Source organism: Natronoarchaeum philippinense (assembly GCF_900215575.1).
Taxonomy (GTDB): Archaea; Halobacteriota; Halobacteria; order Halobacteriales; family Natronoarchaeaceae; genus Natronoarchaeum; species Natronoarchaeum philippinense.
The window spans coordinates 48,699-72,287 of the sequence record NZ_OBEJ01000001.1 but is presented as its reverse complement, the minus strand read 5'-3'; the positions used below and the strand labels follow the sequence as shown (position 1 = coordinate 72,287).

Genomic DNA, 23,589 nt, shown 5'->3' with positions numbered 1-23,589 from the left:
TCACCCACCTCCCTGCTGGCTGACAGTGGTCTCCTGTGCGTCCAGCGCGTCGTTGATTCCGTCACCGATCATGTTCATCGCCATCACGAATATGAAGATCGCTCCGCCGGGGAAGACGGTCGCCCACCACGGGATCGAGCCGCCGGGACCCTGAATGATCGTCTCGCGGGTCTGGTCGAGCATCGTTCCCCACTCGGGCGTTCCCGGCGGGAAGCCGATGCCGAGGAAGCCAAGCGCGGCCACGCCGATGACGACGGTGCCGACCGACAGCGACGCCTGTACGATCAGGGGCGCGACGGCGTTGGGCGCGACGTGCTTGAAGATCACCGACCGATCCCGTGCGCCGAGCGCCTTGGCCGCCATCACGTACTCTTCCTGTTTGACTTTCAGTATCTCACCGCGGATGAGTCGCGCGTAGATCGCCCAGCCGGGGATCGCAAACGCCGCGACGAGTTGCCAGTAGCCCCCGCCGAGCATGGCGACCAGCACCATCGCAAGCATCAGGCCGGGGAACGCGAACACGGTGTCGACAAAGCGCATCATCACTTCGTCGACCCAGCCGCCGTAGTAGCCTGCGATGCTGCCGTAGATCATCCCGAACGTGCCGGTGATGACCACCACGACGAAACCGATCGAGATGCTGTACCGACCGCCGACCATGATCCGGGAGAGCATGTCCCGACCGGACGCGTCGGTGCCCATCGGATGGGCCATCGACGGCGGGTCGTACCGTCCCGCGTCGACGCCAGGTTCGAGATAGAGAATCGCCTCGGGATCGTACGGCGCCAGCGAGAGCGGCTGAATCGTGACACCAGCGACCGACATCGGGCGGGCGAAAAACGTCATCAGCGACATCACTAGGACGACGCCGAGCCCGAGCATCGCCGTCCGATTGCGCCTGAATCGCTTCCAAGCGCGTCGCCAGCGGCCTTCGGTCTCGCCGCCGGTGTCTTCGGTCCAGTCGGATAGGCGTTCGCGGTCCTCTACGCGGGCCGGGTCGAACCCGGAGATCTGAATTCGTCCTCGTTCTGTAGACATGTGTTGTTAGTCGTATCTGATTCGCGGGTCGAGCATCGCGTAGACGATGTCGGCGAGCAGGTTTGCCAGCACGATCGCTGCGCCGGTAAACAGCGTGATTGCCAAGATGAGATTCACCTCACGGGAGATAATCGCATCGACGAACTCCTTGCCGAGTCCGGGCCAGCTGAACACGACCTCGACGACGACCGAACCGGCCACGATATTCGCAGTGAGGAAGGCGGCCACGGTCGTAACCGAGATCAGGGAGTTCCGGAGCACGTGCTTGAGAATCACGGTTCGCTGAGGAAGGCCTTTGGCCTTCGCCGCAGTGACGTACTCCTTGTTCAGTTCCTCGGCCATCGACGAGCGCATGATGCGCATGAGCGTCGACGCCGACGCCGTCCCGATCGTGATGCCGGGCAACAGTAGGTACCACAGCATCTCGGGGTGGTACAGCGGCTCTCGTGGCGGCAACACGGGCCAGAGTCCGAGCACGATCGAGCCGATCAAGATGAGCATCAGTCCGAGCCAGAAGTTCGGGATCGAGATGCCCGACAGCGCCGCGAAGCGGCTCACGTGGTCACCGAGCTGATCTTTTCGTACTGCGGCGTAGATACCGGTCGGGATTGCGATCAGCAGCGCGAACACCCATCCGAACAGACCGAGCACGATCGTTGCGGGGATCCGAGAGGCGACGATCTTGCTGACCTCGCGGTTGCTCCGGATGACCTGCCCGAAGTCGCCCTGCAGCGCGTCGGTTAACCACGAGAAGTACTGGACCCAGATGGGATCGTTGAGCCCGTACTGCTCGCGGAGACGCGCCTTCTCGGCCGGCGAGATGTCGGGATTCATTGCGACCATCAGGTCGACCGGATCGCCCGGCGTTAGATGGACCATCGCGAAGGTGATCACCGACACACCGAGCAGTATCGGTACGGTCAACAGCACGCGTTTCAGTATGAACCGTCGAAGACTCATTGATAGAGAGTGTGGGGGATTGGGAGTGGTCCGACGTTAGTCGCGGCTGACGTAGGTGACCTGTTGGTCCATCGGCGTGAACAGCCCGTACCCGAGGATGTCCTGCGTGCTCGGATACGTGTTGAATCCATTGACCTCCCCGCCAAGCACGGCGACGGTCATGCTGTGGGTGGTGTAGGAGTTGGCGTTGAGTTCGACGACGCGATTCCAGACCTCGTCGTAGCGCTGACGTCGAAGGTCGGCATCCTGTGCCACATCAGTCCCGTACCGGGCTGACGCGAGCAGCTGGTTGAGCTCCTCGTCGTTGATGTCTTGGAAGTTACAACACTGCGCGAAGTTGTCGGGGTGGTGAACGGCTTTTGCGTACCCGTGGGGGTTAAAGCCGGCAGACAGGCCGACGAGCACGATTTCGCCCTCCTCGTGGAACGAGGGATCCAGCGCCTGCACGACCAGTGCGTTGATGTCGGACTCGGTCGCCACGTTGGCGTTGAAGACGTCGGTCCGGTTCATCGCCTGCACCATCAGCTCGGCGCTTTTGACGCGGTCGTCGTCGTCGGCGTTGGTCCGAATCGTCACGTCGATCGGCGTCTCGACATCGGCGTTGTTGACCAGTTCCTCCGCCCGGTCGGGGTTGTACTCGTTGGTGGGCTTGAGATCCTCGGTGAGTTGGTCGTAGTCGGTCGTCCCCTTGCTGGCGGCAATCGGCGGCATCGGAACCCACGCCGGGGCTTCCCAGCCCGAGAAGATGTTGTCGGAGATCTGCTGACGCGGGATGAGGTGGTTGATCGCGTGGCGAACATCTTGGTTGTCGAAGGGAGCAACCGTAACCGGGTACTGCATGAACGTGTATCCGGCACCTCGCGCAGCGGCGGTCCGATAGCCATCGGTGGTCAGGAAGTCAGTCAGCGTGTTGGCGGGCAGATCGTAGGTCATGTCGATCTCCCCGTTTCTGACCGCGGCCACGCGCGAGGAGTCCTCGGAGACGAACCGAACGTCGACCTCGTCGACGACCGGTCCGTTCGGGAACTCGGAGGGGCCGTCGAACCAGTCTTTCATTTCCGTGTCGAACCAGTAGTTCTCGTTGCGCGAGTACGTGACGTAGCTCCCGGCCTCGAACTCTTCGAGAGCAAAGGGTCCCGTTCCGAGCGGGGTGTTGCCGCTTCGGGGGTCCATCTCGCCGGCCGGTAGATCGACGGTCTCGGAGGGGAAGATCGGCCAGCCACCGAGTTCGCGGATCGCGCTCGCGTCGGGCACCTGCGCGTAGAGGTGAACCGTGTAATCGTCCTCCGCCTCGATGTGGAGCAGCGAGTCGAACAGTTGCCCCGAGAGATCGGAGTTCTCGACGCGGCCGTAGGAGCTGATCACGTTGTCAGCGGTCAGTTCCTCGCCGTTGTGGAACTCGACGCCCTGATGCAGATCGAACCGGTAGTGCATCCCGTAGACGCCGTCGGCGACGGCGTCGGGACTCTCGTCGACAGTGAGGAACTGTCCTTCTCCGGAAGAGGGATCGTTGTCGGGATGGGAGATGACGATCTGGCGGTCGAGTTGCGGAATGCCGTCGGAGTTGTACTCGGCCGTGATCATGTAGTCCTCGTAGTCGGTCAACGAGCGTTCCTGCACGTCGACCTGCTCGTACGACTCCGCGAGCCACGAGTAGATCTGCCCGTCGCTGTCGGACGCGGTCATCCCCTCGTAGATGAGATTCATCAGAATCGTTGCGTGGGCAGAACTACTGTACGGATAGTCGAACGAGTCCGGCCCGGACGCGATCGCGGCTCGGAAGGTCCCCCCTTCCTCGATGTTGCTAACGTCTACTTCCTCCCGCTGCAGGGCTTGTTCGATGTCAGGCCCGTCGTCGTCATTACTGTCGTCGTTGCCTCCGAAACAGCCAGCGACGCTGACAGCACCGGCTGCACCCATTCCTTGGAGGAGTCGACGGCGATTGATACTCGATACGGGACTGTCGTTGTCGAGCGACATGTGAGTAGTTGCAGAGCACACCCATATATAACTATTCCTCAGTTTTCTACCCATATTATGAAGGAATTTTCTCAGGGGGCACCATATCACGACAAAATTGGCAAAATTCGTGCAAACAGTCCACAACTACACAGCAGTTGTCGAGGAACGATAAGCCATCCCGTACCCCAAAACAGTGCTTCAGAGTGCGATCATCCGATCGCGGCTGGCAATTGCCAAAAGAGTATCGGCGGCGTTACCCGTCGCCGTGCTCGTCGACGATGACGACTTCGGCGTCGTCGACGTCGACGTTAATCAGCGTCTTCGCATCGTAATCAGTCGATTCCAGCGCGTTCTCGCCGCCGACCTTCTTGATAACGGCGACGAGGTCGACGACATCGGCACCGATATCTTCGAGCGAACCCAGAATCGCCTTCAGCGTCCCGCCGGTCGAGAGCACGTCGTCGAGCACGAGCACGCGGTCGCCCTCGTAGACGTCGTTGATGTACATCTCCGATTCGGAGTAGCCGGTCTCTTGGAACAGCGCGACCTCGCCGTCGAGGCCGTACTGACGCTTGCGGATGACCACCAGCGGGATGTCGGTCATCAGCGACACCGCCGTGGAGATGTGGATGCCCATCGCGGCGGGCGTGACGATCTTGTCGACGTCTTCGAGGTCGGCCTTCCGGATGATTCGGATGACGATCTCCCGGAGCAGTTCGGGTTTGAGCATCGGGACGCCGTCGCTGATCGGGTGGACGAAGTAATGGTACCCATCCTTTTCGATGATCGGCGCATCGAGGAGCGACCGCTTCAACTGGTCCATGGTGGAACTACTGGAGCCGAGAAGTAAAGATGACGGAACGCACTCGCCGAAGTTCCTCACGATCGTTCCGACGCGGTCGCTGCCCTTAGGAGCCTCAAGCACCTACAATAGAGCGATGGCACCCGCTACGAACACCCGCAGTCAGTCGTCCGAAACGCGGCCGCTCACCGCGCGCAAGGCGACGCTGTTGTGTCCGGAGTGCGAGCACCGAAGCCCTCCCAGCGGCGACTGGCGACGCCGTCGCGTCGGCGACCGGGAGATCAGTCGCTGTCCCGACTGCAACGCCGTCGTCGAGCGCCGCCCGACGTTCGACGAGCACGACCGCCGGACTGGGGCAGTCACCGCGTTCAGTAGCGTCGCACGTGCCGCGTTCGACGGATCGTTGGCCGCTGTTCGACACGGAGTCACGACGCCCGCCAGAGCGGTCGCCGCGGCGATCGGACGCCGCTAGCTCGGCCGCGCTCACCCCTCGCGCAACTCGACGACGTAGGAGTCGAGCTCGCCCGAGCTATCGGAGTTTTGGCTGAACCAGAGAACGCGAATCTCGGTGTCCGGCGGCAGCCCGCGCTGGAGGCTCGGATCGTCGCGGTCCGAAACGAGGATCGTTCCCTGAGAATCGTTGTAGCCGATGTAGACGGCGCTGTCGGGACCGATGCCGCCGTCGCTGTGCTTCCAATCGTGGCCCGTGTTGTTCTGGATGCGCTCGCCGTCGACTTCGACGACCACCGCGCTGGGGTTCTCGATGCGCTCACCCGAGAGGTTGGTGATCGCCACCTGCTGCTCGCTGGCGCCGTACTGCTCGAACTCGAAATCGGCGTTCGGGCGCTCCTCGGCGTTGCCCAAGAGCGCGAACGCGGCGAAGCCGACGACCAGCCCGAGAACGATCAGGGCGACGACGATCCCGATAAACTGGGCCGTCGAGAACGGAAGCGACTCGTCGGAGCGCTGCGGATCGATGCTAACCATGAGAGTGCGTCCGGCCGAAGCCGGTACTTAGCTACGGTCTTCGACCTCGTACTCGAAGAGAATTGCGGAATTGTCCGCGTCTTCCGGATTCCACGTTATTTTGATCGGGGTTCCGGCGTCAAGGCCAGTGTAGGATGTGTTGTTAGGGATGGTTTCATTCTTGGCAACAATATTTCCTGAAGAGGTTTCGGTGGAAAAGAAAACATCTGTTTGTGCGTCGATGTTCCCATCGTCATTCACCAACTCAGCGGCTTGGTTGTTCAGTATCTCTGTGCCATTTACAGTCACCGTGATCGCATCGGTGTCCGTAATCACGTCGCCGCCGTCGTGATACAGGCGAACTTGCTGGTTCTGGTCACCGTACTGCTCGACCTCGAAGTTCGCTTGAGGCGCCGTTTCGAGGTTGTTGCTCGATAGGTCGAAAATGAAGAGCCCGGCCAGCGCCGACAGGAGGACGACGATGCCGACGATCAGCACGACGCCGATGACCTCCGATTGGCCCCGGTCCGAACTCCAATCTGTGTTCATGAAACGTCACAGGCGCCCAGACATAATAAATCGGATGGAATAGACGAGTATTCAATAGCAAATGGAACCGATCGAAAAACGGGACGAGGCGACGGGTCAGTTACGATCGAACTCGTACTCCGAGAGAACAACGGCTTGGCTGCCGTCAGAGGATTCCCAGACCAGCAGCACCGATCCCGTGTCGCCGGACAGTTTGGAGTCGTCGATCGTCGCTTCGTCGCCCGCCGAGATTCCGCCCTCGCCAAACAGGCTGGGATCATCGAGCGTCGTGCCGGCGTAGCTCGGATCGACATCGCCCGTGATATGGACAGACTGCGGATCGACGGTATCGCCGCCGGCGTGTTGGACCGTCACGCCGTCGGGTGTTTCTTCCCATTCCCACAGGACCTGCGGCGCCGTCTCTTGACTGCCACCCACGTCGAGGACGTAGGTTCCGACGACGGCGGCGCCGACGACGGCGGTGCCGAGCAGCAGCGTCATTCCGAGCATCGATGCGACCGCGCGATCGTCCGAAGACAAGTCGAAGTTCATGGTAGTCTGGCTCGGTCGGGTCGCCGCCGGGGCGGCAGCGAGCGAGGACCGGATAATTTCGTGTTTCTCATGTCCGATCTTGTATCTTACTGTCGCGCTAACACGAGGGGTCGAGGAGAATGGCAATCAGCGAGGCAGCGAGAGACCGGCGCGACCGCCACAGAGGCCGGATAAGGCAGTCCTACAATCGGCGTCGCGCAGGCATCAGGTCAGCCGCGAGAGCACAGTCACCGCTTCGCCGACATCGAGGAGGCCGCTCGCGATCGAGAGCGCCCCCCAGATCACGACGCCGAGCGCGACGACCGCCACCAGCGACACGATCGACGAGACGTGGGGCATCACGAGCGCGACGCCGACGGCCATTCCCGCGGAGACGGCGATCACTCGACCGGCAGTTTTGCGGAGGCGGCCGGTCCGAACGGGCAGTTCCGCGTGCATGATGTAGACGTTGCCGGCGACGTAGAAGCCGAAGGTCAGCACCGTCGCTGCCGCAGCGCCGGCGGCGCCGTACGGCGGGATCAGGAGGACGTTGAGCACGACGTTGCCCACGGCGGTGATACCCTTGCCGATTGCTCGCTCGCGCGCGCGACCGAGGTAATCCAATCCCTGCGTCGTCACGAGGTTGATCGCCTGAAACACGACGTAGATGCTCATCACCTGCACGACCAGCGTCGCGGCCGCGTAGTCCTGCCCGAACACCAGCACGATCGCGGGGTCGGCGACGAGCAACAGCCCCGTCGCGGCGGGGACGTACAGCAAGAGCACGTACCGGAGGCTGGCCTCGTACATGCGCGCGGCGCGTTCGTACTCACCGTTTGCTTTCTCCTCGCCGTAGGCCGGCGAGACGGTGAAGCCGATCGAACGCGCCGGCACGTCAAGAAACGCCGAGACCTGCTTGCCGACCGTGTAAAAGCCCGCCGCCGCCGGACCGGCCAGCGCGCCGACGAGGATCGTGTCGACGCGCTTGTCGAGCGTGTTCGCGCTCCGGGTCGCCGTCAGCGGGATGCTGTACTCCAGAATGCGCCGCCGGAGGCCGTCCTCGCGCTCGTCGTCGTGCTCGTAGCGCACGTACAGTTGCGTGTACAGCAACGCGGCGCCGACGACCACGGCAAGCGCCGCCGCGACGACGTAGCCCAGCAAGGCGCCGACGCCGCCCAGCCCCAGCAGGACGAAGGCGACCGCGAAGACGACCCGCGAGATGCTGTTTGTGATGCCGACGCAGGCCGAGAGCGTCACCCGCGAAAACCCCTGAAACAGGACGCTGAAAAACGACTGGAACGAGATGACCGCCAGATACAGCGACCCAACGAGCAGATAGGGACCGAGCGCGGGCTGACCAACTAAGTCCGCGATGACGCCGCGGCCCAGCGCCACCGCGATCGCCACGGCGATGACGAGCCCCAGTCGGACGGCAAAGCCGACCCGGAGCACGTGGTGGAGCTGGCCGCCACCGTCCTCTTTATATTCGTTGACATATCGGGCCGTCGAGCGCCCGAGCCCGAGATCGCTAAAGAGCCGAGCGACGCCGACGATCGAGATCGTGAGGTACAGCAGGCCGTACTCGTCCGGGGAGAGCAAGAATCGGGCGAGAACGACCAGCAAGGCCGCGTTGGCGACCATCTTGACGCCGCGGGACAAAAGCGTCGCCGAGATGCCGCGCGAAAACCGGTCGATCAGCGCCACCGCAACACACCCCACGCGGCGTCGCCGGACGACCTGACACCAGTCACGGCCGTTGGTACGTCGATGCCGTACTTGGTTATGGTCCGGTTTCACAGCGGCGTCGACGGTAAGCCGCGCGAACGGCGCGAAAACAGTCGGGGAAAGCGGCCGAAACGGCTTACCCGAGCACGACCAACAAGACCAGCGTCACGACCAGCGTCACGAGCAGGATGCTCGTCCCGACGCCCGCCCGAAGCGGGTGGGCGTACTCGTCGTCGACACGATCGCCCAGCGGCGTCGCAGCGACGGCGGCCTCGGGATCGGCGGCGACGCCGGTGACGAAGCCGACGAAGCCGACGACCGCTCGGTCGACCGCGGCGTACAGTTCGGTGACGCCGACGACGACCGCGCGGGTGCCGTAGAACGTCAACGGGTTGTAGATCGCGTCGATGTCCGGCACCTTGCCGACCTTTTCGAGCGCGTTCTTCAGGAGCACGAACCCGATCACGGCGGTGACCGCAAGCACCGCGACTTCGAGGACGTGACTGACCGTGTACGCCGTGTAGTGGCCGGCGGCGTAGGTGCCCTCGGGCAGGAGGTCGTACAGTGCGGACGGCACGACGCCGAAGAAGACACACAGCGCCGCGACCGCGACCATCGCAACGCTCTGGCCGCGGTTGGCGTCGAGCACGTTGCCGTCGTAGCTCCCGTGGAAGAAGGCGTGATAGCCCAGCTTGATGAACGAGAGGAACGTGCCGACGCCCCCGATCATCAGCAGGTAGAACAGCGGCTCGTATCCGTGATGGGCGGCGTAGGTGATCATCCCCTTCGAGACGTAGCCGTTGAACAGCGGGAAGCCCGAGATCGACAGCGCCGCGACGACGAAGGCGCCGGCGGTGATCGGCATGTCTTTGGCGAGGCCGCCGATCTTCTTCAGGCTCTCTTCACCTGTGCGGTAGATCACGACGCCGACCGTCATGAACAGCAGGCTCTTGTAGAGGATGTGGTTGAACACGTGGCCAAAGGCGCCGGCGGTGGCGAGTTTCGTTCCGATGCCGACGCCGGCGATCATGTAGCCGACCTGCGACTGAATGTGATACGACAGCAGCCGGCGCATATCGGACTGGAGCAGCGCCATCGTCGCGCCGAAGACGGCCATCGCGCCGCCCATGTAGGCGATCCACAGATGACCGTCGGGGAACGCTCGGTACATCCCGTACACGCCGGTCTTGGTCGTGTACACGCAGAGGAACACCGATGCCGCGATGTGCGGGCGCGGGTAGGTGTCGGGCAGCCACGCGTGCAGGCCGACGAAGCCGACGTTGACGCCGATACCGATTGCGATGAGGACCGGCGCGACGGTGCCGGCGATACCGGGCTCGACGGCGACGCCGGGGAGCGAGCCGAACAGGAAGGTTCCCGCTTCAGCATAGTGCCAGACCAGTGCCGCGAGCACGAGGCTGCCGCCGATCCCGTGCAGGATGGCGTAGCGGAAGCCGGCCCGCACCGCCCGGCCGCCGTAGTGCCAGACCAGTAGCGTCGAGGTGACGGCCATCAGCTCCCAGAAGAACACCAGCGTCAGCCAGTCGCCGGCGAACACGGCCGCGAGGCTCGTGCCGACGTACGACAGCGCGTAGGCGGTCTGTGTGCGCTCGGCGTCGCTGGCGTAGGAGTAGACGACGGCGACGAGCCCGATGAACGAGAAGATCAGGCCCATCAGCCGGCTAAAGGAGTCGACGTTGTAGAGGACGGCTTGGAACGCGCCGAACAGTTCGACCTGCAGGTGCGCGCCGGCGGGGACGAGCCACGACAGCGCGAGCGCCGTACCGGTCGCCAGCGCGCCGACGCCGTGTCCCAGCTTGCGGGGCAAGACGGCGACCAGCAGCGCGGCGACGAGCACCAGCGCGGCGGGTGGAATGACATCCAACATCAGAACGTCACCTCCGTGAGGACCTGCTCGATCAATTGCAGGAACACGGCCTGATACGGAACGACGCCGAGCACGATGGCGCCGGCCGCGACGGCCAGAATCGGCCCGAGCATCAGCCACGAGCCCTCGCCGCCGGTCCAGCCGACGGCTTCCCAATCGCCGGTCGTGCCGCCGTGGGCGTGGTCGTCGTGGGCCACGTCGTGGTGGTCCACATCGTCATCGCGGCCAGAGCCGTCCGCCGCGTCGTCGGCGTCCGAACGCTGCTCTCGCTCCTCCTCGGAGCGGTGATCGCTCGGGTTCCGGTCGACCGCGTAGGTGCCAGACGACGCCGTCGCGTCCTCGCTGGCATCGGCGGCGTCGGCATCGTCACCCGAGCCGTCGGTCGCCACGGGCGCCGCATCGGCGTCGGCAGCCGCACCGAAGCGACCGCCGAGCGGTCCCTCGAGCAGCGGTTTCGAGTCGGCTTCGCCGGGCGACTCGAAGAAGGCGCCGTAGACGATCGGCCAGAAGTACGCGATGTTGAGGACGCCCGAGAGCAACAGCGCGACCGCGAAGACGGCCTGCTCGACCTCGACGGCACCGATCAGCAGGAACCACTTGCTGACGAAGCCGGCCACGAGCGGGATGCCGGCCATCCCGGCCGCGGCGACGGCGAACGCCGACATCGTCAGGGGCATCCGTTTCCCGATGCCGTCCATCTCGCTGATGTAGTCGGTGTGGGTTTCGACGTGGATGAAGCCCGCACAGAAGAACAGTGTGAGCTTCATAAAGGCGTGGGCGGGGATGTGCAGCAGACCGCCCTTGATCGCAGTCGGGCCGAGCAGCGCCAGCCCGAGCACGATGTAGGACAACTGGCTCACCGTCGAGTACGCCAGCCGCCGCTTGAGGTGGTCCTGCCGGAGCGCGATCAGGCTCGACACGAGGATGGTGAAGGCCGCGACCGACGCCAGCAGGACGCCCATGCCGAGGTCGGAGACGACGGCCGGACTGTACACCTCCAGCACCAGCCGCGCGATGCCGAAGACGCCGCTTTTGACGACCGCGACGGCGTGGAGCAGCCCCGACACCGGCGTCGGCGCGACCATCGCGTCCGGCAGCCACGAGTGCAGCGGCATCAGGCCGGCCTTGACGCCGAACCCGGCCGCAAGCAGCGCGAACGCCGCCTTGGCCAGCACGGGGTCGGCAGTGGCGAGCGCCTGTGCCGTGGCGCCGAACTCGGTCGTGCCCGCGAGCACAAACACCAGCGCGGTGCCAGCGAGCACGAGCACGCCGCCGCCGAAGAACGTGTAGGTCAGATACTTCCGGCCGGCGGCGCGCGCCTCGCCGTCCTCGTCGTGGGCGACCAGCGGGTACGTCGCCACCGACAGCAGCTCGTAGAACACGAAGATCGTCACCAGATTCGCCGCGAAGGCGATCCCGACCGCGGCCGCGAGGCTGGCGGCGAACGCGGCGAAAAACCGCGTCTGGGCGTGCTCGTCGAGCCCGCGCATGTACCCCACCGCGTAGAACGACGTGAAGATCCACAGCAGGCTCGCGAGCAGCGCGAAGATCACGCCGAGCGCGTCGGCTTCGAGCGCGAACTCGATCGCCGGACCGTCGGCGACCGGCGCGTACGACCCCATCGACCAGCGGTAGCTCTCGCCCGCGAGGACGCCGGGGACCATGCTGGCGACGATGCCGAACTTGGCCAGCGCGGCCGCGACCGACCAGCTGTCCCGGAGGTTCGGGCGGCGATACGACGCGACGATCAGAACGATCGCAACGGCCGAGACCAACACGGCCGCCAGCGGTCGCAGAGACATTTCTACCATCTATTGGACCACCTCAGAGACGAAGGGAGCCATCGCGTCGGCGAACTCGAAGCCGGCGAAGCCGAGCGCGACGGCGAGTATCACGGCGCCGACGAGCGCGGCCAGCAGGCCGAGCGATGCACCGGGGAGGTCGGCGTCCCGCTTGGATTGGGCCGCGGGGGACGAGCCATCCGAGCCGCCATCGGCCGCAACCGCTCCGGTCGAGGGCGCCGCCGACCGGGGGGTGAAGTAGAGCCGTTCGAGGAATCGCGCGGCATACGCCAGCGTCAGCACGGTGCTGAGCAGGATGACCGCTGCGACCGGCCAGATCCCGGCTTCGACGGCGCCCAGCGCGATGTAGAACTTCCCGAGGAAGCCGACCGTCGGCGGGACGCCGACCAGCGAGAGCGCGAGCACGGCGAGCGCGCCCGACTGCAGGGGCGCCTCGCGGCCGAGGCCCGCGTACTCGTCGAGCGTGCGCGCGTCGGCCGTCCGCGCGAGGCCGGCCGCGGCGACGAACAGGCCGCCCTTGATGACGCCGTGGCCGATCAGGTGGATCGCGGCGCCGAGCACCGCGTACTCGATCGCGGCGGGCGACGCCGCGGGGTGGACGGCGACGCCGACGGCCGCGACGATCAGGCCGAACTGCGACACCGACGAGTACGCGAACACGCGCTTGACCCGAGTTTGAGTCACGGCCAGCGCGCTGCCGGCGACCACACTGATCGAGGCCAGCGTCACGATCGCCCACGCCGCGGCGGGCACGGCCTCGAAGAAGGCCGGCGTGAACACGTCGAGCGCGATGCGGGCGAAGGCGTACGCGCCCGCGGTCGAGACCAGCGCCGAGATGTAGGCGGTGACGGTGTCGGGCGCCGCCGCGTAGGCGTCGGGCTGCCAGACGTGCAGCGGGAAGATCGCCGCCTTGACGAACAGGCCGACGGTCACGAACGCGAAGCCGGCCAGCACGAGCGTGTCGGTGTACAGCACTTCGCCGCCGAGCCCGGCCTGTCCGGCCAGCACGGCCGACAGGTCGGCCATGTTCAACACGCCGGTCGCCATGAACAGGTAGGCGACGCCGAGCAGGTACATCGACGCGCCGGTCGTCCCGACGATCAGGTACTTCAGCGTGGCGACGGCGGCGTCTGGACGCCTGTCGGAGGCGACCAGCGCGTAGGTCGCCAGCCCGACGATTTCGAGGAAGACGAACAGGTTGAACACGTCGCCGGTCAGCACGACGCCCATCAGCCCGCCGTTGAGCAGCAAGAACGCGCTGAAGAAGGCGTTCCCGCGGGGGCCGGCCGAACGCGCGACGGCGAGGACGCCCAGCGAGACGACGACGATCAGCACGGCGATCAGCGCCGAGAGCTGGTCGGCGACCAGTTCGATGCCGACCGCGAGCCCCTCGGGACCGGGACGGCCGTAGCCGCCGAGCACGTGGACGAGTTCGCCTTGGCCACCGTACACCGCGGTGGCGAGCCAAGCGACGAGGGCGGCCTCGCCGAGCAGCGAGGCGACGGCGATGGCCCAGCCGGTCCGATCGCGGACGACGCCGGCCAGAAGCGCCACCGCGGCCGCGACCAGCGGCAGGACGATCAGGCCGACGACGGCGATCGAGGCGTCAGTCATCGGCACGCACCTCCCGGAGCACGTCCTCGCGGAGCGTGCCGTACTCGTCGTAGATGCGGACGATCAGCGCGAGCGCGACCGCCGTCAGCGCGACGCCGACGACGATCGCGGTCAGGACCAGCACCTGCGGGAGCGGGCTGACGTAGGGGCCGCCCTCGCCGTGGACGATGGCCGTCGAGCCGCCGTCGAGGTAGGCGCTGGCGATCAGGAACAGGAACAGGCCCGTCTGGAACAGGTTCAGGCCGATCACCTTCTTGACGAAGTTCGGGCTCGACACGACCATGTACAGGCCGGTGCCGACCAGCAGAGCGAACAGAACGTAGGCGTACCTGCTGGCGAGCATCTCGAGCGGCGTCACCGCGAATCACCTCCGTCGGGCCGCTCGCCGCCATCGCCCGTCAACCGGGCGCCGCCGCCGAAGCCCGCCGCGATGGCGAAGAAGAGGCCCACGACGACGCCGGCGACGATCGGCATGATGCCGAGGATCTCGACGCCCTCCAGCGCGTACTTCTTGCCGTCGTAGATGCCCAGCGTGGACTCGTACAGCGGGTGTTCGAGGAACTGCCCGCCGAGCGCGAGCGGGACCAGCCCGATCAGCGCGAAGGCGAGCACGCCGCCGCTGGCGAGCCCGACGACGGTGCCGTTCGAGAGCCAGTCCCGGGTCGGTTCGATGCCGAAGGCGAAGGCGATCATCAGGATCGTCGCGCCGATGATGGCGCCGCCCTGGAACCCGCCCCCGGGCGAGCCGCCGCCGTGGAAGGTCAAGAAGAGCCCGTAGGTAAACGAGAAGGGGGCGATCACGCGAACGGTCGTCATGATCACCTGACTCTCGACGTAGGGCTGGTCCTCGCTGATCGGTTCGTACTCCTCAGTATCGTTACTCACCGGTGAACACCTCCGTCTGCAGAGCCAGTAGTGCGGCGATACCGGCCGCGAACACCACGACCGCCTCGCCGAACGTGTCGAACCCACGGTAGCCCGCGAGGACGGCCGTGACGGCGTTCTCGACGCCGGTGTCCTTGTAGGCGTGTTCGAGGTAATACTGGCTTACCTCCGGGTTCGACCAGATCGGTGCCGTCTCGCTGCCGACCGCGGGGAACGACGGAACCGTCGCAAGCACGACGGCCGTAAAGGCGCCGACGACGAGCAGGCCCGGAAGGCTGGGCCGCTCGAACGTCGCGTCCGTCGACGGGCGGACGGTCTTTGCGATCGTCAACAGCAACAACAGCGTCGTCACGCCGGCGCCGATAGCCGCCTCGGTCATGGCCACGTCGGGCGCGAGCAGGACGGCGTAGAAGATCGCCATTCCGAGACTGTAGGCGGCGAAGACGATGATCGCCGCGAGCACGTCTCTGAGCACGGCGGTCAGCACCGCCGTGGCGAGCACGAACACGAACAACGCGGCGGTGATCGCGGAGATCATGCCGGCTCACCTCCCTCGTCGCGGTCGGCCGCGTCTGCCGACTCGGCCGATTCGGTCGTGTTGGCGTGGTCCGGCGCGAGGTCCTCTGCCGTGCGGTCGTCGTCGGCCGTCCACGGCTCGATGCCGTCCTCGTCGGCTGCGCGGGCGATCGCGTGGGCCGCCGTCGGGTTCGTCAGGAAGATAAACAGCAACAGCAACACCGTCTTCGCGGTCGTCGGCTGCAGACCGAGCACTACTGCGACGGCCGCGAGCGCGAAGCCGGCGCCGAGCGTGTCCGCCTGCGAGGCGGTGTGAGCCCGCGAGTAGATGTCGGGCAGTCGTAGGACGCCGACAGTCGAGACGAGCGTGAAGAACAGCGACCCGACGAGCAAGAGGCCCACGAGGGCGAGCCGGGCCGTCTCGATCGCGCTCATATGATCCCACCTCGTTCGACGGTGAACTTCGAGATCGCCACCGACATCAGGAAGTTGAGCAGGGCGTAGATCAGCGCGATGTCGAGGAACGACGGCTCGCCCAATCCGACCGCCAGCAGCGCGAGGATCACGACGGTGTTCGTGCCGAGCACGTTCACCGCCAGCACGCGGTCCTGCATGGTCGGGCCGTCGATAACCCGATAGAGCAACGCGATCGCTAGCACGACGAACAGCGCCGCCGCGGCGAGGAACACGTCGCCGACGAGGCCGCCGGTGCCGAGGCTCATGCGTCCTCACCTCCGGCGTCGTCGCCGTCCTCGGGTGACTGGAGCACTTCGGCGTCGCCGCGGTCTTTCGGGCTGTCGATGCGCATCGACCGGCGGCCGTAGAAGACGAAGCGAACCCACCGCTCCAGACCGCCGTCGAACAGGCCCTCGCGGGAGACCGGCAGCAGCGAGTGGACGTACAGGTCCTGCCCGCGCTCGCGGACCGTGAGCGTTCCCGGCGTGAGGGTGATGCTGTTTGCCAGCGTCGTCACGGGCAGAACGCCCCAGACCGCAGCGTGGACGCGTGTCATTCGCGGGTCGATCGACTTCCTAGGATCCAGAATGACCGCGGCGACCTGCAGGTTTGCGATCAGAATCTCCCAAAGCAACACGGGCGCGAACACGAACCAGCGCCCGAGTCGCACGAACGAACCGACCAGCTGTGGCCGACGGGAGAACGTTACCTGCGAGAGCGTGATCGCAGCGATCAGCGCCGTCGCGGCGCCGGTGACGATGTCGAACAGTCCGGCGAAGCCGCCGATCAACTGGTAGAAGACGAACGAAAGGACGAACGTCCCGATGAAGCGGCTAGCGCTGGATGGCGCGACGATACGAGCCGAGCGTCGCGGGTGCTCGACCGGCGCTTCCTCGACGTCGAATCGGTCGTCACCGCTCAAGTCCGACTTGAGCGGTTCGAGCAGCGGCTGCCCGGCGCCCGGGTCGTACTCGGGATCGAGGACGATCCGGTCGACGCCGGTCGAGACGGCGTGGGCGCCGATCACCCGCGCCATATCTTGGGGGCTGAACAGGTACTCGTCGGCGCCCAGAATCACGGTGTCGATCGTCAACTCGGCGTCACCGGCATCCTCCTCGGCCCAGATCTCGATCCGGTCGAGGAGGTCCTCGGCGGACGCTTCGAGTTCCGATCCGGGTAGTTGCGTGCTGTCGGCCGATAGCACTGACGCGAACGTGATGCGTGCGTCGCCGTCGGCCGCCTCGATGGCCGAGTCGACCGCGTGCGCGACGGTTCGACGGAGCGTCGCCGATTCTTCGACGGGAACTAGCGTGTGAGCGTAGCTCACGGGGGATCGACCTCCGTCGACGGCCCGGCCCGGCGCCGAGGAGATCCCGAAGACGTCGAGCGGCGCCGCGAAATCGGCGGCGCCCGGACGCCGCGGACGGGTCCAAGTGTGTCACTCATGGCTCTGTCTGTCGTCCGAACCAAGCGGTAGCCCGAGGAAAACAATTTCGTTATTCACCCGTCGCCGCCGGCTGATCCGGCCAACGATGCCGGAAACGGACTGGTCAAGCGGCGTCCAACGAGCGCGGATCAGTCGAGTTGGGAGACCAATCGGTCGGCGACGCCGTCGGCGAGCCCGCGCTTCGAGCCCGCGAACTCGTCGACACCGTCGTCGGTGACAAACAGTGCGCGGGTGTCCTCGGCGCCCATCACGCCGGCGTCGTTGGCGACGACGAACGCGAGTCCGACCCGATCGAGCGTCGCGCGGGCGGCTTCGACCATCGCGTCGTCGTCCCCGTCGGTTTCGGCCTTGAACCCGACGATCGGAAGGTCGGGGCGAGCCTCGCGGACGGCGTCGATCACCTTCGGCGTCGCGTCGAGGTCCAGCGTCAGATCCTGCCCGGATCGGAGCTTGCTGTCGCTTGCCTCGACGGTGTAATCGCCGATCGCCGCCGCCGAGACGAGCGCGTCGGCGTCGGCCGCCGCGTCGAGCGTTGCGTCGCGGAGTTCGGCCGCGCTCTCGACGGGCCGGTACTCGGCGTAGCCGAGGCCGCCGTCGGGACCGAGCGCCGGCTCGTCGGCGGTGTTCGAGGGCGCGTGCGGCCCGACGACGCCGTGGACCAGCGTCACGTCGGCCCCACGGACGTAGCAGGCCTGTGCGACGGCCCGTCCGGTCTTGCCCGACGAGCGGTTCGTCAGCACCCGAACCGGGTCGATCTCTTCGGCGGTCGCGCCGGTCGTGACGACGACGCGCTCGCCAGCGAGCGGACGAGCACCGGCCGCGCGCGCTGTGTCGAGACAGATACGCTCCTCGCTGGCGATCTTGGCCTTGCCCTCCTCGATGCGGGGGTCGACGAAGTCGACGCCCCACGACTCGACGCGCTCGATGGCGTCGAGCACGCCGGGATGATCGTACATCGGCTCGTGCATCGCGGGGGCGATCACGACCGGCACGTCGGCGCCGAGCGCGGTGGTCGCGCAGGTGGTGACAGGTGTATCGTCGACGGCGCCGGCGACCTTACCGACGGTGTTGGCCGTCGCCGGCGCGATCAGGAACACGTCTGCCCAGCCCTCCCGGCCGCAGAGTTCGACGTGCTCGACCGCGCCGGTGAGTTCCGTGACCACGTCCCCGTCGGTGGCGAAGTCGACGGCCCACGGGTGGATGATGTTCTGAGCGCCGCCGGTCATCACCGCTCGCACGTCGGCGCCGCGACGCCGAAGCTCGTGGGCCAGTTCCACCGTCTTTACGGCCGCGATAGAGCCACAGACCCCGAGCGCGACGTTGACTCCGTCCAGCATTCAGCCAGTGGTTCTCGCGGGGCCGACAAAACGTTGTCGCGGCCTCGACGGCATCGAGACGGCGCGACCGCGCCGGCTGAAAAGCCGAACCCGCGTCAGAACTGGTCGGACAGCGCGAGTTCGAAAGCCTCCTCGTCGTCGAGTTGGTGGAGCGACTCGTCGAGTTCCTCGCGCAGACGCTCGAAGCGCGCGGTCAGCGTAGCAAACTCATCACTCTCTTGCAGCACCGAGAGGGGCTTTTCGGACTCGAGTGCGGCGCGTTTGGCGGCGACCGAGAAAAACTCCTGTAAGGCGGTATCGTAGGTCGCCCGCCGGAGCAGGTGGTCGACCGTCGATAGCAGCTGGTCGCCGGTGACCGGTTTGTAGAGGTACTCGTCGAAGTCCATCTCGATGATGTCGAAGTCCGGCTCGACGGCCGTCACCATCGCCACTTGGCATGTCAGGCCGCGAGCACGGATCTGTTCGAGCACCTCGTCGCCCGTCTGATCGGGCATCCGCCGGTCGAGCAGGACCACATCGACATCGGTATCGAGGCTCTCGAGCGCGTCCGCACCGCTGTAGGCCACACGGACCGTGTGCTGGCGGCGCAGTTGCTCTGCGTACACTCGGGCGACCCGCGGGTCGTCGTCGACGACGAGGACGATACCGCGCTGTTCGTCCATCTAGTACTGTCTGGATGGCCGAGAAGCTAATAGTTTTTGTCCGGCGGACGAGGGCGGCGTCACGCCGAGTCGTCGACGCTCGGGTGCATCGTCGGTTCGTCGTCGAGCGGGTCCTCGATCCACTCGCTCAGCCGGTCGCGCGCCGCGGCCTCGCGGGCGCCGCGTTCGATGTCGTCGATCTCCTCACAGCCCGGCGGCACGTCGCGCTCGCGGCCGGTGAAATACCCCTCCGGGGTGACCCAGTCGTGATAGAAGTTGGCGTTCGACTCCGAGATTGCGGTGAGCCCGACCGTCGCACCGTGCCCGGCCGCGACGATGGCCTGATGCGGGCGCCCGGCGACCCGGCCAGCGGCGTACAGCCCCGACACGTTCGTTCGGCCGTGCTCGTCGACGCCGACGTAGGTCTTCGATCCGCGGTCGACGAACTCGATGTCGAGCCCGTCGAGATAGGAAACGTCCGACCACGACGCCGCGATTACGCGGGTCGACTGGAGCATCTCGCCAGCGTCGAGTTCGACGGCGAACCCGTCGTCGCGGTCACGAACGTCCGCGACACGTCCCTCGAAAAAGCTACAGCCGGCCTCGGCCGCCTGTTCTCGAACCATCTTCAGATACAACCGGGCATCGATCCCAGCGGGAAAGCCGGGGTAGTTTTCGAGGTGGGCGTTGCGTTCGAGAATCGATCCGTCGGCGTCGCTGGCGTCGTCCGGTCCGCCAGCCGGGTCGACGATGAGGGTGTCGAGTCCGGCTCTCGCAGTGAAGATGCCGGCCGAGAGCCCCGCGACGCCGCCGCCGACGATGAGCACGTCTCTGGTCATCACTCACCGCTCGTTGCCGCGGGCGTATCAACGCGCCGGACTGGATCGGCCATTGGCGCTCGTCGTGCTGGCCAACCGGCGCGTAACACTTACCATCGCGCCCGCATACGTCGACTCGTGGACAGAGTACAGGTCAGCACCCTCGTCTACCTGCCGCCCGAGGATATCTACGAGTTCCTCGAGGACTTTCCGGGGTACGCGAACTACTCCAAGTATCTCCAAGATGTCAGGCGGGACGGGACCGGCGAGGAAGGGACACGCTACGATCTCGAGTTCGCGTGGTGGAAGTTAGAGTACACCGCCCAGTCGGAAGTGACCGACACGACTCCGCCCGAGCGCATCGACTGGCGGCTCGTTACGGACCTCGACGCGCAGGGGTACTGGCGCGTCGACCATCAGCCCGAAGCGGCGCCACAGCACCGCGAGACGGCCAGTCGCGTTCACTTCGTCGTCGAGTACGACCCATCGAGCGCGAGCGCCGGCGCGGTGGATTTGCCCGCGCTGGTCTCGATGGGGTGGGTGATCGACAAGCTTCGACCCAAAGTCCTCGAAGAGGCCGAACGCATCGTCGAGCGCATCGTCGCCGATCTGGAAGGCGAGCGCCGCGATGTCGAATTGCAGGTCCACGACGCCCCCTCGTCGGTCTGAGCGGCCGGCCTCGAAGGAAATACACTTATTCCCCCCTGCAGAATTGCCGGTAATCATATGGTGGGCTCCGCGTGCGCGTGATCGTCATCGGTGCCGGTGAGGTCGGGCGCAGCATCGCCTCCAACCTCGCCGACTCCAACGAAGTCGTCGTCATCGAACGCGACCCCGAGGTCGTCGAGGAGTTGACCTACTCGCTCGACGTGCTCTCGATCACCGGTGACGGAACGTCGCTGGACGTGCTCGAAGAGGCTGGCGTCGAAGACGCCGACATCGTCATCGCAAGCACCGACGACGACGAAACGAACCTCGTCGCCTGCGGGACGGCCAAGACCGTCTCCGAGGCGTTCACGATCGCCCGCGTCAAGAAGACGAATCTACTCGACACGTGGCGTCGCACCACGACGGCCTTCGGCGTCGACTTCATGGTCGGCAGCGACCTGCTGACCGCGCACGCGATCGTACAGATTGCCGGTCTCCCCGGCGCGCACGACGCCGATGCGTTCGCCGGCGGTGCGGTCCGGATGGGCGAGTTCGAGATCGAAGCCGAAAGCCCAGTTGCCGGCGATACGGTGCAGGAAGCCGACCGGTTCGACTCGTTGACGTTCGCCGCGATATTCCGTGACGGCGAGGTGACGATCCCCCGCGGCAACACGCGAATCAGGGCCGGCGATCGCCTCGTCGTGATCGGGAGTCCCGAAAGCGTACAGGAGTTTGCGACCCAACTCTACCCCGCCGACGCCCGCGACGGCACCGACGAGATCGTGATCGTCGGCGGCAGCGACATCGGCTATCAGGCCGCCCGGATATTCGAGGATCACGGACTGAAACCGCGCCTGATCGAACAGGACCCCGATCGGGCCCGCGAGCTTGCCGAGGAGTTGCCAAAGACGACTGTGATGCAAAGCGACGCGACGGACACCGATTTCCTCGCGCGCGAACACGTCGGCGAAGCCGACCTGCTGATCTCGACCTTGGAGAACGATCAGAAGAACCTGCTCGTCTCGCTGCTGGCGGAACGACAGGGCGTCGATCGAACGGTCGCGATCGTCGAATCGCCCGACTACATCGAACTGTTCGAGGCCGTCGGCGTCGACATCGCGGTCAACCCCCGCGAGGAGACCGCCGAGGAGATCACCCGATTCACCCGCGAGGGCGAGGCCGAAAACGTGGCGATGCTCGAAAGCGACCTCGCGGAGGTCGTCGAGTTCGAGGTCGACCGTGAGAGCCTGCTGGTCGGCCAGTCGATCCAAGAAGCGATGTCGGAACTACCCGAATGCGTCGTCGTCGGCGCGATCACCCGCAACGGCGAGCACATCACGCCACGAGGCGACACGCACGTTCAGGCGGGCGATCACGTCGTGGTGTTTCTTGCCACTGAGATCCTCGACGACGTGCTCGACAAAATATGAGGGTCCGCGTCGACTGGCGGGCCAGCGTGAGCCTCACCGGGCGGATTCTGAAGTACCTCTCGGTCGCGTTTCTGGTGCCGATCGCCGTCTCTTTGCTCTACTCCCAGCAGGACCTGCTGGTGTTCGTTGCGACGATGGCCGGTACCGTCACCGCGGGCGCGCTCTTAGAGCGGGTCGGTCCCGCTGAGGATCCCGGCCCGAGAGAGGCGTTCCTAATGGTCGGGCTGACGTGGCTTCTCGTCGCCGTCGTCGGGGCGGCACCCTACGTACTCGCCGGATCCGGAACGGTCGCCAGCCCGGTCAACGCCCTGTTCGAGAGCATGAGCGGCTTCACGACGACCGGAGCGACAGTCATGAGAGACATCTCCGTCGACGCCCACTCCAGGGAGCTGATGATGTGGCGCCAGCTCACCCAGTGGCTCGGTGGAATGGGCATCGTCGTCCTCGCGGTGGCGATTCTCACCGAACTGTCGGTCGGTGGCGCCCAGCTCATGGAGGCCGAAGCGCCCGGCCCCGGCATCGAGAAGTTGACTCCCCAGATCGCCGAGACGGCGCGCGCACTCTGGCTCGCGTACATCGGCTTCTCGGTCGCACAGGCCGTCCTGCTGTACCTGCTCGGCGTCTCGGGGCTGGCGCCCGAGATGACGGCCTACGGCGCGATCGCGCACACGTTCACGACGATGCCGACGGGCGGGTTCTCCCCGCAGGCCCGCAGCATCGAGGCGTTCTCGTGGGCGGTCCAGTGGGCGATCATCCCGTTTATGGTCGTCGCCGGGACGAACTTCGTGCTGTTCTGGCACGTGCTGACCGGTGACTGGCGCGAGGCGGTCGAGGACAGCGAGGTCCGTTTCTACGCGGGCTGTCTGGCGTCGCTGAGCGCGATCGTCAGCGTCCTGCTGTTCGTCGACAACGCGCTCGTCGACGCCGAAAACGTCGGGCGCGTCGCGGGGCTGGTCGAGCCCTCGATTCGCCACGCCGCCTTCCAGATCGTCTCGATCGTCACGACGACGGGCTACGCCAGTATGAACTTCGACGTCTGGAGCCCGCCGGCCCAGTACGTGCTCGTGTTTGCGATGTTCTTAGGCGGCTCTGCCGGCTCGACCGGCGGCGGCATCAAGATGATCCGCTGGCTCGTGATTCTCAAGTCGATCCGCCGGGAGCTGTTTACGACCGTCCATCCCGAAGCGGTCCGACCGGTTCGGCTGGCCGGCCGCTCCCTTGACGAGAACGCAGTGCGGGGGATCTACACATTCACGCTGCTGTACTTCGTGGTGTTTCTCGTCGGGACGCTACTGTTGGCGGTCGACGCCGCACGCGTCGGCGGAATCGGGATCGAGGTCATCGGGCTGGTGACGGCCACCGCGGCCACGCTCGGGAACATCGGCCCGGGGCTGGGCATGGTCGGCCCGATGGGCAACTACCTCCAGTTCCCCTGGTCCTCGAGGCTGCTGATGGTCGGGCTGATGTGGATCGGTCGGCTGGAGATATTCCCGGTGCTCGTCCTACTGACGCGGGCGTTCTGGCGGTCCTGATTGACGCCGCGGCGACATCGAGCGCGGGCGAACACGAAAGTTTATGTCGATAGGGGCGGCGAG

At 65.9% G+C, this 23,589-nt stretch carries 24 protein-coding genes; 4 read left to right on the top strand and 20 right to left on the bottom strand.

Annotation, left to right across the window (positions count from 1 at the left end):
• The 4 genes from CRO01_RS00380 to hpt all read right to left on the bottom strand — a co-directional run bounded on the left by CRO01_RS00380 (window position 1) and on the right by hpt (window position 4,783).
• On the bottom strand, window positions 1–1,038 hold the full coding sequence (locus tag CRO01_RS00380; protein WP_097007144.1) for an ABC transporter permease: 1,038 nt from the start codon (window positions 1,036–1,038) through the stop codon (window positions 1–3).
• Between the two features lie 6 nt (window positions 1,039–1,044).
• A complete protein-coding gene (locus CRO01_RS00375) occupies window positions 1,045–1,998 on the bottom strand; it encodes an ABC transporter permease (RefSeq protein WP_097007143.1) in 954 nt (317 codons plus the stop codon).
• 36 nt (window positions 1,999–2,034) lie between these two features.
• The gene (locus tag CRO01_RS00370; protein ID WP_245838476.1) at window positions 2,035–3,978 is read right to left on the bottom strand and encodes an ABC transporter substrate-binding protein; all 1,944 of its coding nucleotides are present in this window, start codon (window positions 3,976–3,978) and stop codon (window positions 2,035–2,037) included.
• 235 nt (window positions 3,979–4,213) lie between these two features.
• Window positions 4,214–4,783 (bottom strand): hypoxanthine/guanine phosphoribosyltransferase, encoded by a 570-nt coding sequence (gene hpt, locus CRO01_RS00365; protein ID WP_097007142.1) that lies wholly within the window; start codon window positions 4,781–4,783, stop codon window positions 4,214–4,216.
• Between the two features lie 115 nt (window positions 4,784–4,898).
• Here hpt and CRO01_RS16415 point away from each other — a divergent pair, with 115 nt between their 5' ends.
• On the top strand, window positions 4,899–5,234 hold the full coding sequence (locus tag CRO01_RS16415; RefSeq protein WP_179747356.1) for a hypothetical protein: 336 nt from the start codon (window positions 4,899–4,901) through the stop codon (window positions 5,232–5,234).
• An 11-nt stretch (window positions 5,235–5,245) separates the two neighbouring features.
• Here the strand turns inward: CRO01_RS16415 and CRO01_RS00355 are convergent, their stop codons facing one another.
• The 16 genes from CRO01_RS00355 to CRO01_RS00280 all read right to left on the bottom strand — a co-directional run bounded on the left by CRO01_RS00355 (window position 5,246) and on the right by CRO01_RS00280 (window position 19,937).
• Window positions 5,246–5,749 (bottom strand): hypothetical protein, encoded by a 504-nt coding sequence (locus tag CRO01_RS00355; protein WP_097007141.1) that lies wholly within the window; start codon window positions 5,747–5,749, stop codon window positions 5,246–5,248.
• A gap of 27 nt (window positions 5,750–5,776) precedes the next feature.
• Window positions 5,777–6,277, bottom strand: coding sequence for a type IV pilin (locus tag CRO01_RS00350; protein ID WP_097007140.1), 501 nt, complete (start codon window positions 6,275–6,277; stop codon window positions 5,777–5,779).
• Between the two features lie 96 nt (window positions 6,278–6,373).
• A complete protein-coding gene (locus tag CRO01_RS00345) occupies window positions 6,374–6,808 on the bottom strand; it encodes a type IV pilin N-terminal domain-containing protein (RefSeq protein WP_097007139.1) in 435 nt (144 codons plus the stop codon).
• A 204-nt stretch (window positions 6,809–7,012) separates the two neighbouring features.
• A complete protein-coding gene (locus CRO01_RS00340; RefSeq protein WP_245838475.1) occupies window positions 7,013–8,506 on the bottom strand; it encodes a lipopolysaccharide biosynthesis protein in 1,494 nt (497 codons plus the stop codon).
• 142 nt (window positions 8,507–8,648) lie between these two features.
• On the bottom strand, window positions 8,649–10,400 hold the full coding sequence (locus tag CRO01_RS00335) for a Na(+)/H(+) antiporter subunit D (protein WP_097007137.1): 1,752 nt from the start codon (window positions 10,398–10,400) through the stop codon (window positions 8,649–8,651).
• Window positions 10,400–12,211 (bottom strand): proton-conducting transporter transmembrane domain-containing protein, encoded by a 1,812-nt coding sequence (locus CRO01_RS00330; protein WP_097007136.1) that lies wholly within the window; start codon window positions 12,209–12,211, stop codon window positions 10,400–10,402. Before CRO01_RS00330 ends, CRO01_RS00335 begins: the two co-directional genes overlap by 1 nt.
• Window positions 12,212–13,816 (bottom strand): proton-conducting transporter transmembrane domain-containing protein, encoded by a 1,605-nt coding sequence (locus tag CRO01_RS00325; protein WP_097007135.1) that lies wholly within the window; start codon window positions 13,814–13,816, stop codon window positions 12,212–12,214.
• A complete protein-coding gene (locus tag CRO01_RS00320; RefSeq protein ID WP_097008286.1) occupies window positions 13,809–14,159 on the bottom strand; it encodes a cation:proton antiporter subunit C in 351 nt (116 codons plus the stop codon). The genes CRO01_RS00325 and CRO01_RS00320 overlap by 8 nt, the downstream gene beginning before the upstream one ends.
• An 11-nt stretch (window positions 14,160–14,170) precedes the next feature.
• The gene (locus CRO01_RS00315; protein ID WP_259370003.1) at window positions 14,171–14,701 is read right to left on the bottom strand and encodes an MnhB domain-containing protein; all 531 of its coding nucleotides are present in this window, start codon (window positions 14,699–14,701) and stop codon (window positions 14,171–14,173) included.
• Window positions 14,694–15,236, bottom strand: coding sequence for a DUF4040 domain-containing protein (locus CRO01_RS00310; RefSeq protein WP_375097331.1), 543 nt, complete (start codon window positions 15,234–15,236; stop codon window positions 14,694–14,696). The genes CRO01_RS00315 and CRO01_RS00310 overlap by 8 nt, the downstream gene beginning before the upstream one ends.
• A complete protein-coding gene (gene mnhG, locus CRO01_RS00305) occupies window positions 15,236–15,652 on the bottom strand; it encodes a monovalent cation/H(+) antiporter subunit G (protein WP_097007133.1) in 417 nt (138 codons plus the stop codon). The genes CRO01_RS00310 and mnhG overlap by 1 nt, the downstream gene beginning before the upstream one ends.
• Window positions 15,649–15,939, bottom strand: coding sequence for a cation:proton antiporter (locus tag CRO01_RS00300; protein WP_097007132.1), 291 nt, complete (start codon window positions 15,937–15,939; stop codon window positions 15,649–15,651). Before CRO01_RS00300 ends, mnhG begins: the two co-directional genes overlap by 4 nt.
• Complete coding sequence (locus CRO01_RS00295) at window positions 15,936–17,000, bottom strand: monovalent cation/H+ antiporter subunit E (RefSeq protein ID WP_097007131.1); 1,065 nt, start codon at window positions 16,998–17,000, stop codon at window positions 15,936–15,938. Before CRO01_RS00295 ends, CRO01_RS00300 begins: the two co-directional genes overlap by 4 nt.
• A gap of 248 nt (window positions 17,001–17,248) precedes the next feature.
• The gene (gene coaBC / locus CRO01_RS00290; protein ID WP_097007130.1) at window positions 17,249–18,457 is read right to left on the bottom strand and encodes a bifunctional phosphopantothenoylcysteine decarboxylase/phosphopantothenate--cysteine ligase CoaBC; all 1,209 of its coding nucleotides are present in this window, start codon (window positions 18,455–18,457) and stop codon (window positions 17,249–17,251) included.
• A gap of 95 nt (window positions 18,458–18,552) precedes the next feature.
• The gene (locus CRO01_RS00285; RefSeq protein WP_097007129.1) at window positions 18,553–19,119 is read right to left on the bottom strand and encodes a response regulator transcription factor; all 567 of its coding nucleotides are present in this window, start codon (window positions 19,117–19,119) and stop codon (window positions 18,553–18,555) included.
• A 59-nt stretch (window positions 19,120–19,178) separates the two neighbouring features.
• Window positions 19,179–19,937, bottom strand: a complete 759-nt coding sequence (locus CRO01_RS00280) for an NAD(P)/FAD-dependent oxidoreductase (protein WP_097007128.1) — start codon at window positions 19,935–19,937, stop codon at window positions 19,179–19,181.
• A 117-nt stretch (window positions 19,938–20,054) separates the two neighbouring features.
• On the opposite strand from CRO01_RS00280, the gene CRO01_RS00275 reads away from it, so the two are divergent.
• From CRO01_RS00275 to CRO01_RS00265, 3 genes are all read left to right on the top strand, one after another.
• Window positions 20,055–20,585: a type II toxin-antitoxin system RatA family toxin gene (locus tag CRO01_RS00275; protein WP_097007127.1), complete on the top strand. Its 531-nt coding sequence runs from the start codon at window positions 20,055–20,057 to the stop codon at window positions 20,583–20,585.
• A gap of 71 nt (window positions 20,586–20,656) precedes the next feature.
• Window positions 20,657–21,994 carry a Trk system potassium transporter TrkA gene (gene trkA, locus CRO01_RS00270; protein WP_097007126.1) on the top strand — a complete coding sequence of 446 codons (1,338 nt, stop codon included), beginning with the start codon at window positions 20,657–20,659 and terminating at the stop codon, window positions 21,992–21,994.
• Window positions 21,991–23,526 (top strand): TrkH family potassium uptake protein, encoded by a 1,536-nt coding sequence (locus tag CRO01_RS00265; protein WP_097007125.1) that lies wholly within the window; start codon window positions 21,991–21,993, stop codon window positions 23,524–23,526. The genes trkA and CRO01_RS00265 overlap by 4 nt, the downstream gene beginning before the upstream one ends.
• Window positions 23,527–23,589 lie beyond the last annotated feature (63 nt).

Bases quoted from the DNA above. Each gene is read 5' to 3' on its own strand.
- CRO01_RS00380 (WP_097007144.1), bottom strand. From the start codon at position 1,038: ATGTCTACAGAACGAGGACGAATTCAGATCTCCGGGTTCGACCCGGCC.
- CRO01_RS00375 (WP_097007143.1), bottom strand. From the start codon at position 1,998: ATGAGTCTTCGACGGTTCATACTGAAACGCGTGCTGTTGACCGTACCG.
- CRO01_RS00370 (WP_245838476.1), bottom strand. From the start codon at position 3,978: ATGTCGCTCGACAACGACAGTCCCGTATCGAGTATCAATCGCCGTCGA.
- hpt (WP_097007142.1), bottom strand. From the start codon at position 4,783: ATGGACCAGTTGAAGCGGTCGCTCCTCGATGCGCCGATCATCGAAAAG.
- CRO01_RS16415 (WP_179747356.1), top strand. From the start codon at position 4,899: ATGGCACCCGCTACGAACACCCGCAGTCAGTCGTCCGAAACGCGGCCG.
- CRO01_RS00355 (WP_097007141.1), bottom strand. From the start codon at position 5,749: ATGGTTAGCATCGATCCGCAGCGCTCCGACGAGTCGCTTCCGTTCTCG.
- CRO01_RS00350 (WP_097007140.1), bottom strand. From the start codon at position 6,277: ATGAACACAGATTGGAGTTCGGACCGGGGCCAATCGGAGGTCATCGGC.
- CRO01_RS00345 (WP_097007139.1), bottom strand. From the start codon at position 6,808: ATGAACTTCGACTTGTCTTCGGACGATCGCGCGGTCGCATCGATGCTC.
- CRO01_RS00335 (WP_097007137.1), bottom strand. From the start codon at position 10,400: ATGTTGGATGTCATTCCACCCGCCGCGCTGGTGCTCGTCGCCGCGCTG.
- CRO01_RS00330 (WP_097007136.1), bottom strand. From the start codon at position 12,211: ATGGTAGAAATGTCTCTGCGACCGCTGGCGGCCGTGTTGGTCTCGGCC.
- CRO01_RS00325 (WP_097007135.1), bottom strand. From the start codon at position 13,816: ATGACTGACGCCTCGATCGCCGTCGTCGGCCTGATCGTCCTGCCGCTG.
- CRO01_RS00320 (WP_097008286.1), bottom strand. From the start codon at position 14,159: ATGCTCGCCAGCAGGTACGCCTACGTTCTGTTCGCTCTGCTGGTCGGC.
- mnhG (WP_097007133.1), bottom strand. From the start codon at position 15,652: ATGAGCGCGATCGAGACGGCCCGGCTCGCCCTCGTGGGCCTCTTGCTC.
- CRO01_RS00300 (WP_097007132.1), bottom strand. From the start codon at position 15,939: ATGAGCCTCGGCACCGGCGGCCTCGTCGGCGACGTGTTCCTCGCCGCG.
- coaBC (WP_097007130.1), bottom strand. From the start codon at position 18,457: ATGCTGGACGGAGTCAACGTCGCGCTCGGGGTCTGTGGCTCTATCGCG.
- CRO01_RS00285 (WP_097007129.1), bottom strand. From the start codon at position 19,119: ATGGACGAACAGCGCGGTATCGTCCTCGTCGTCGACGACGACCCGCGG.
- CRO01_RS00280 (WP_097007128.1), bottom strand. From the start codon at position 19,937: ATGACCAGAGACGTGCTCATCGTCGGCGGCGGCGTCGCGGGGCTCTCG.
- CRO01_RS00265 (WP_097007125.1), top strand. From the start codon at position 21,991: ATGAGGGTCCGCGTCGACTGGCGGGCCAGCGTGAGCCTCACCGGGCGG.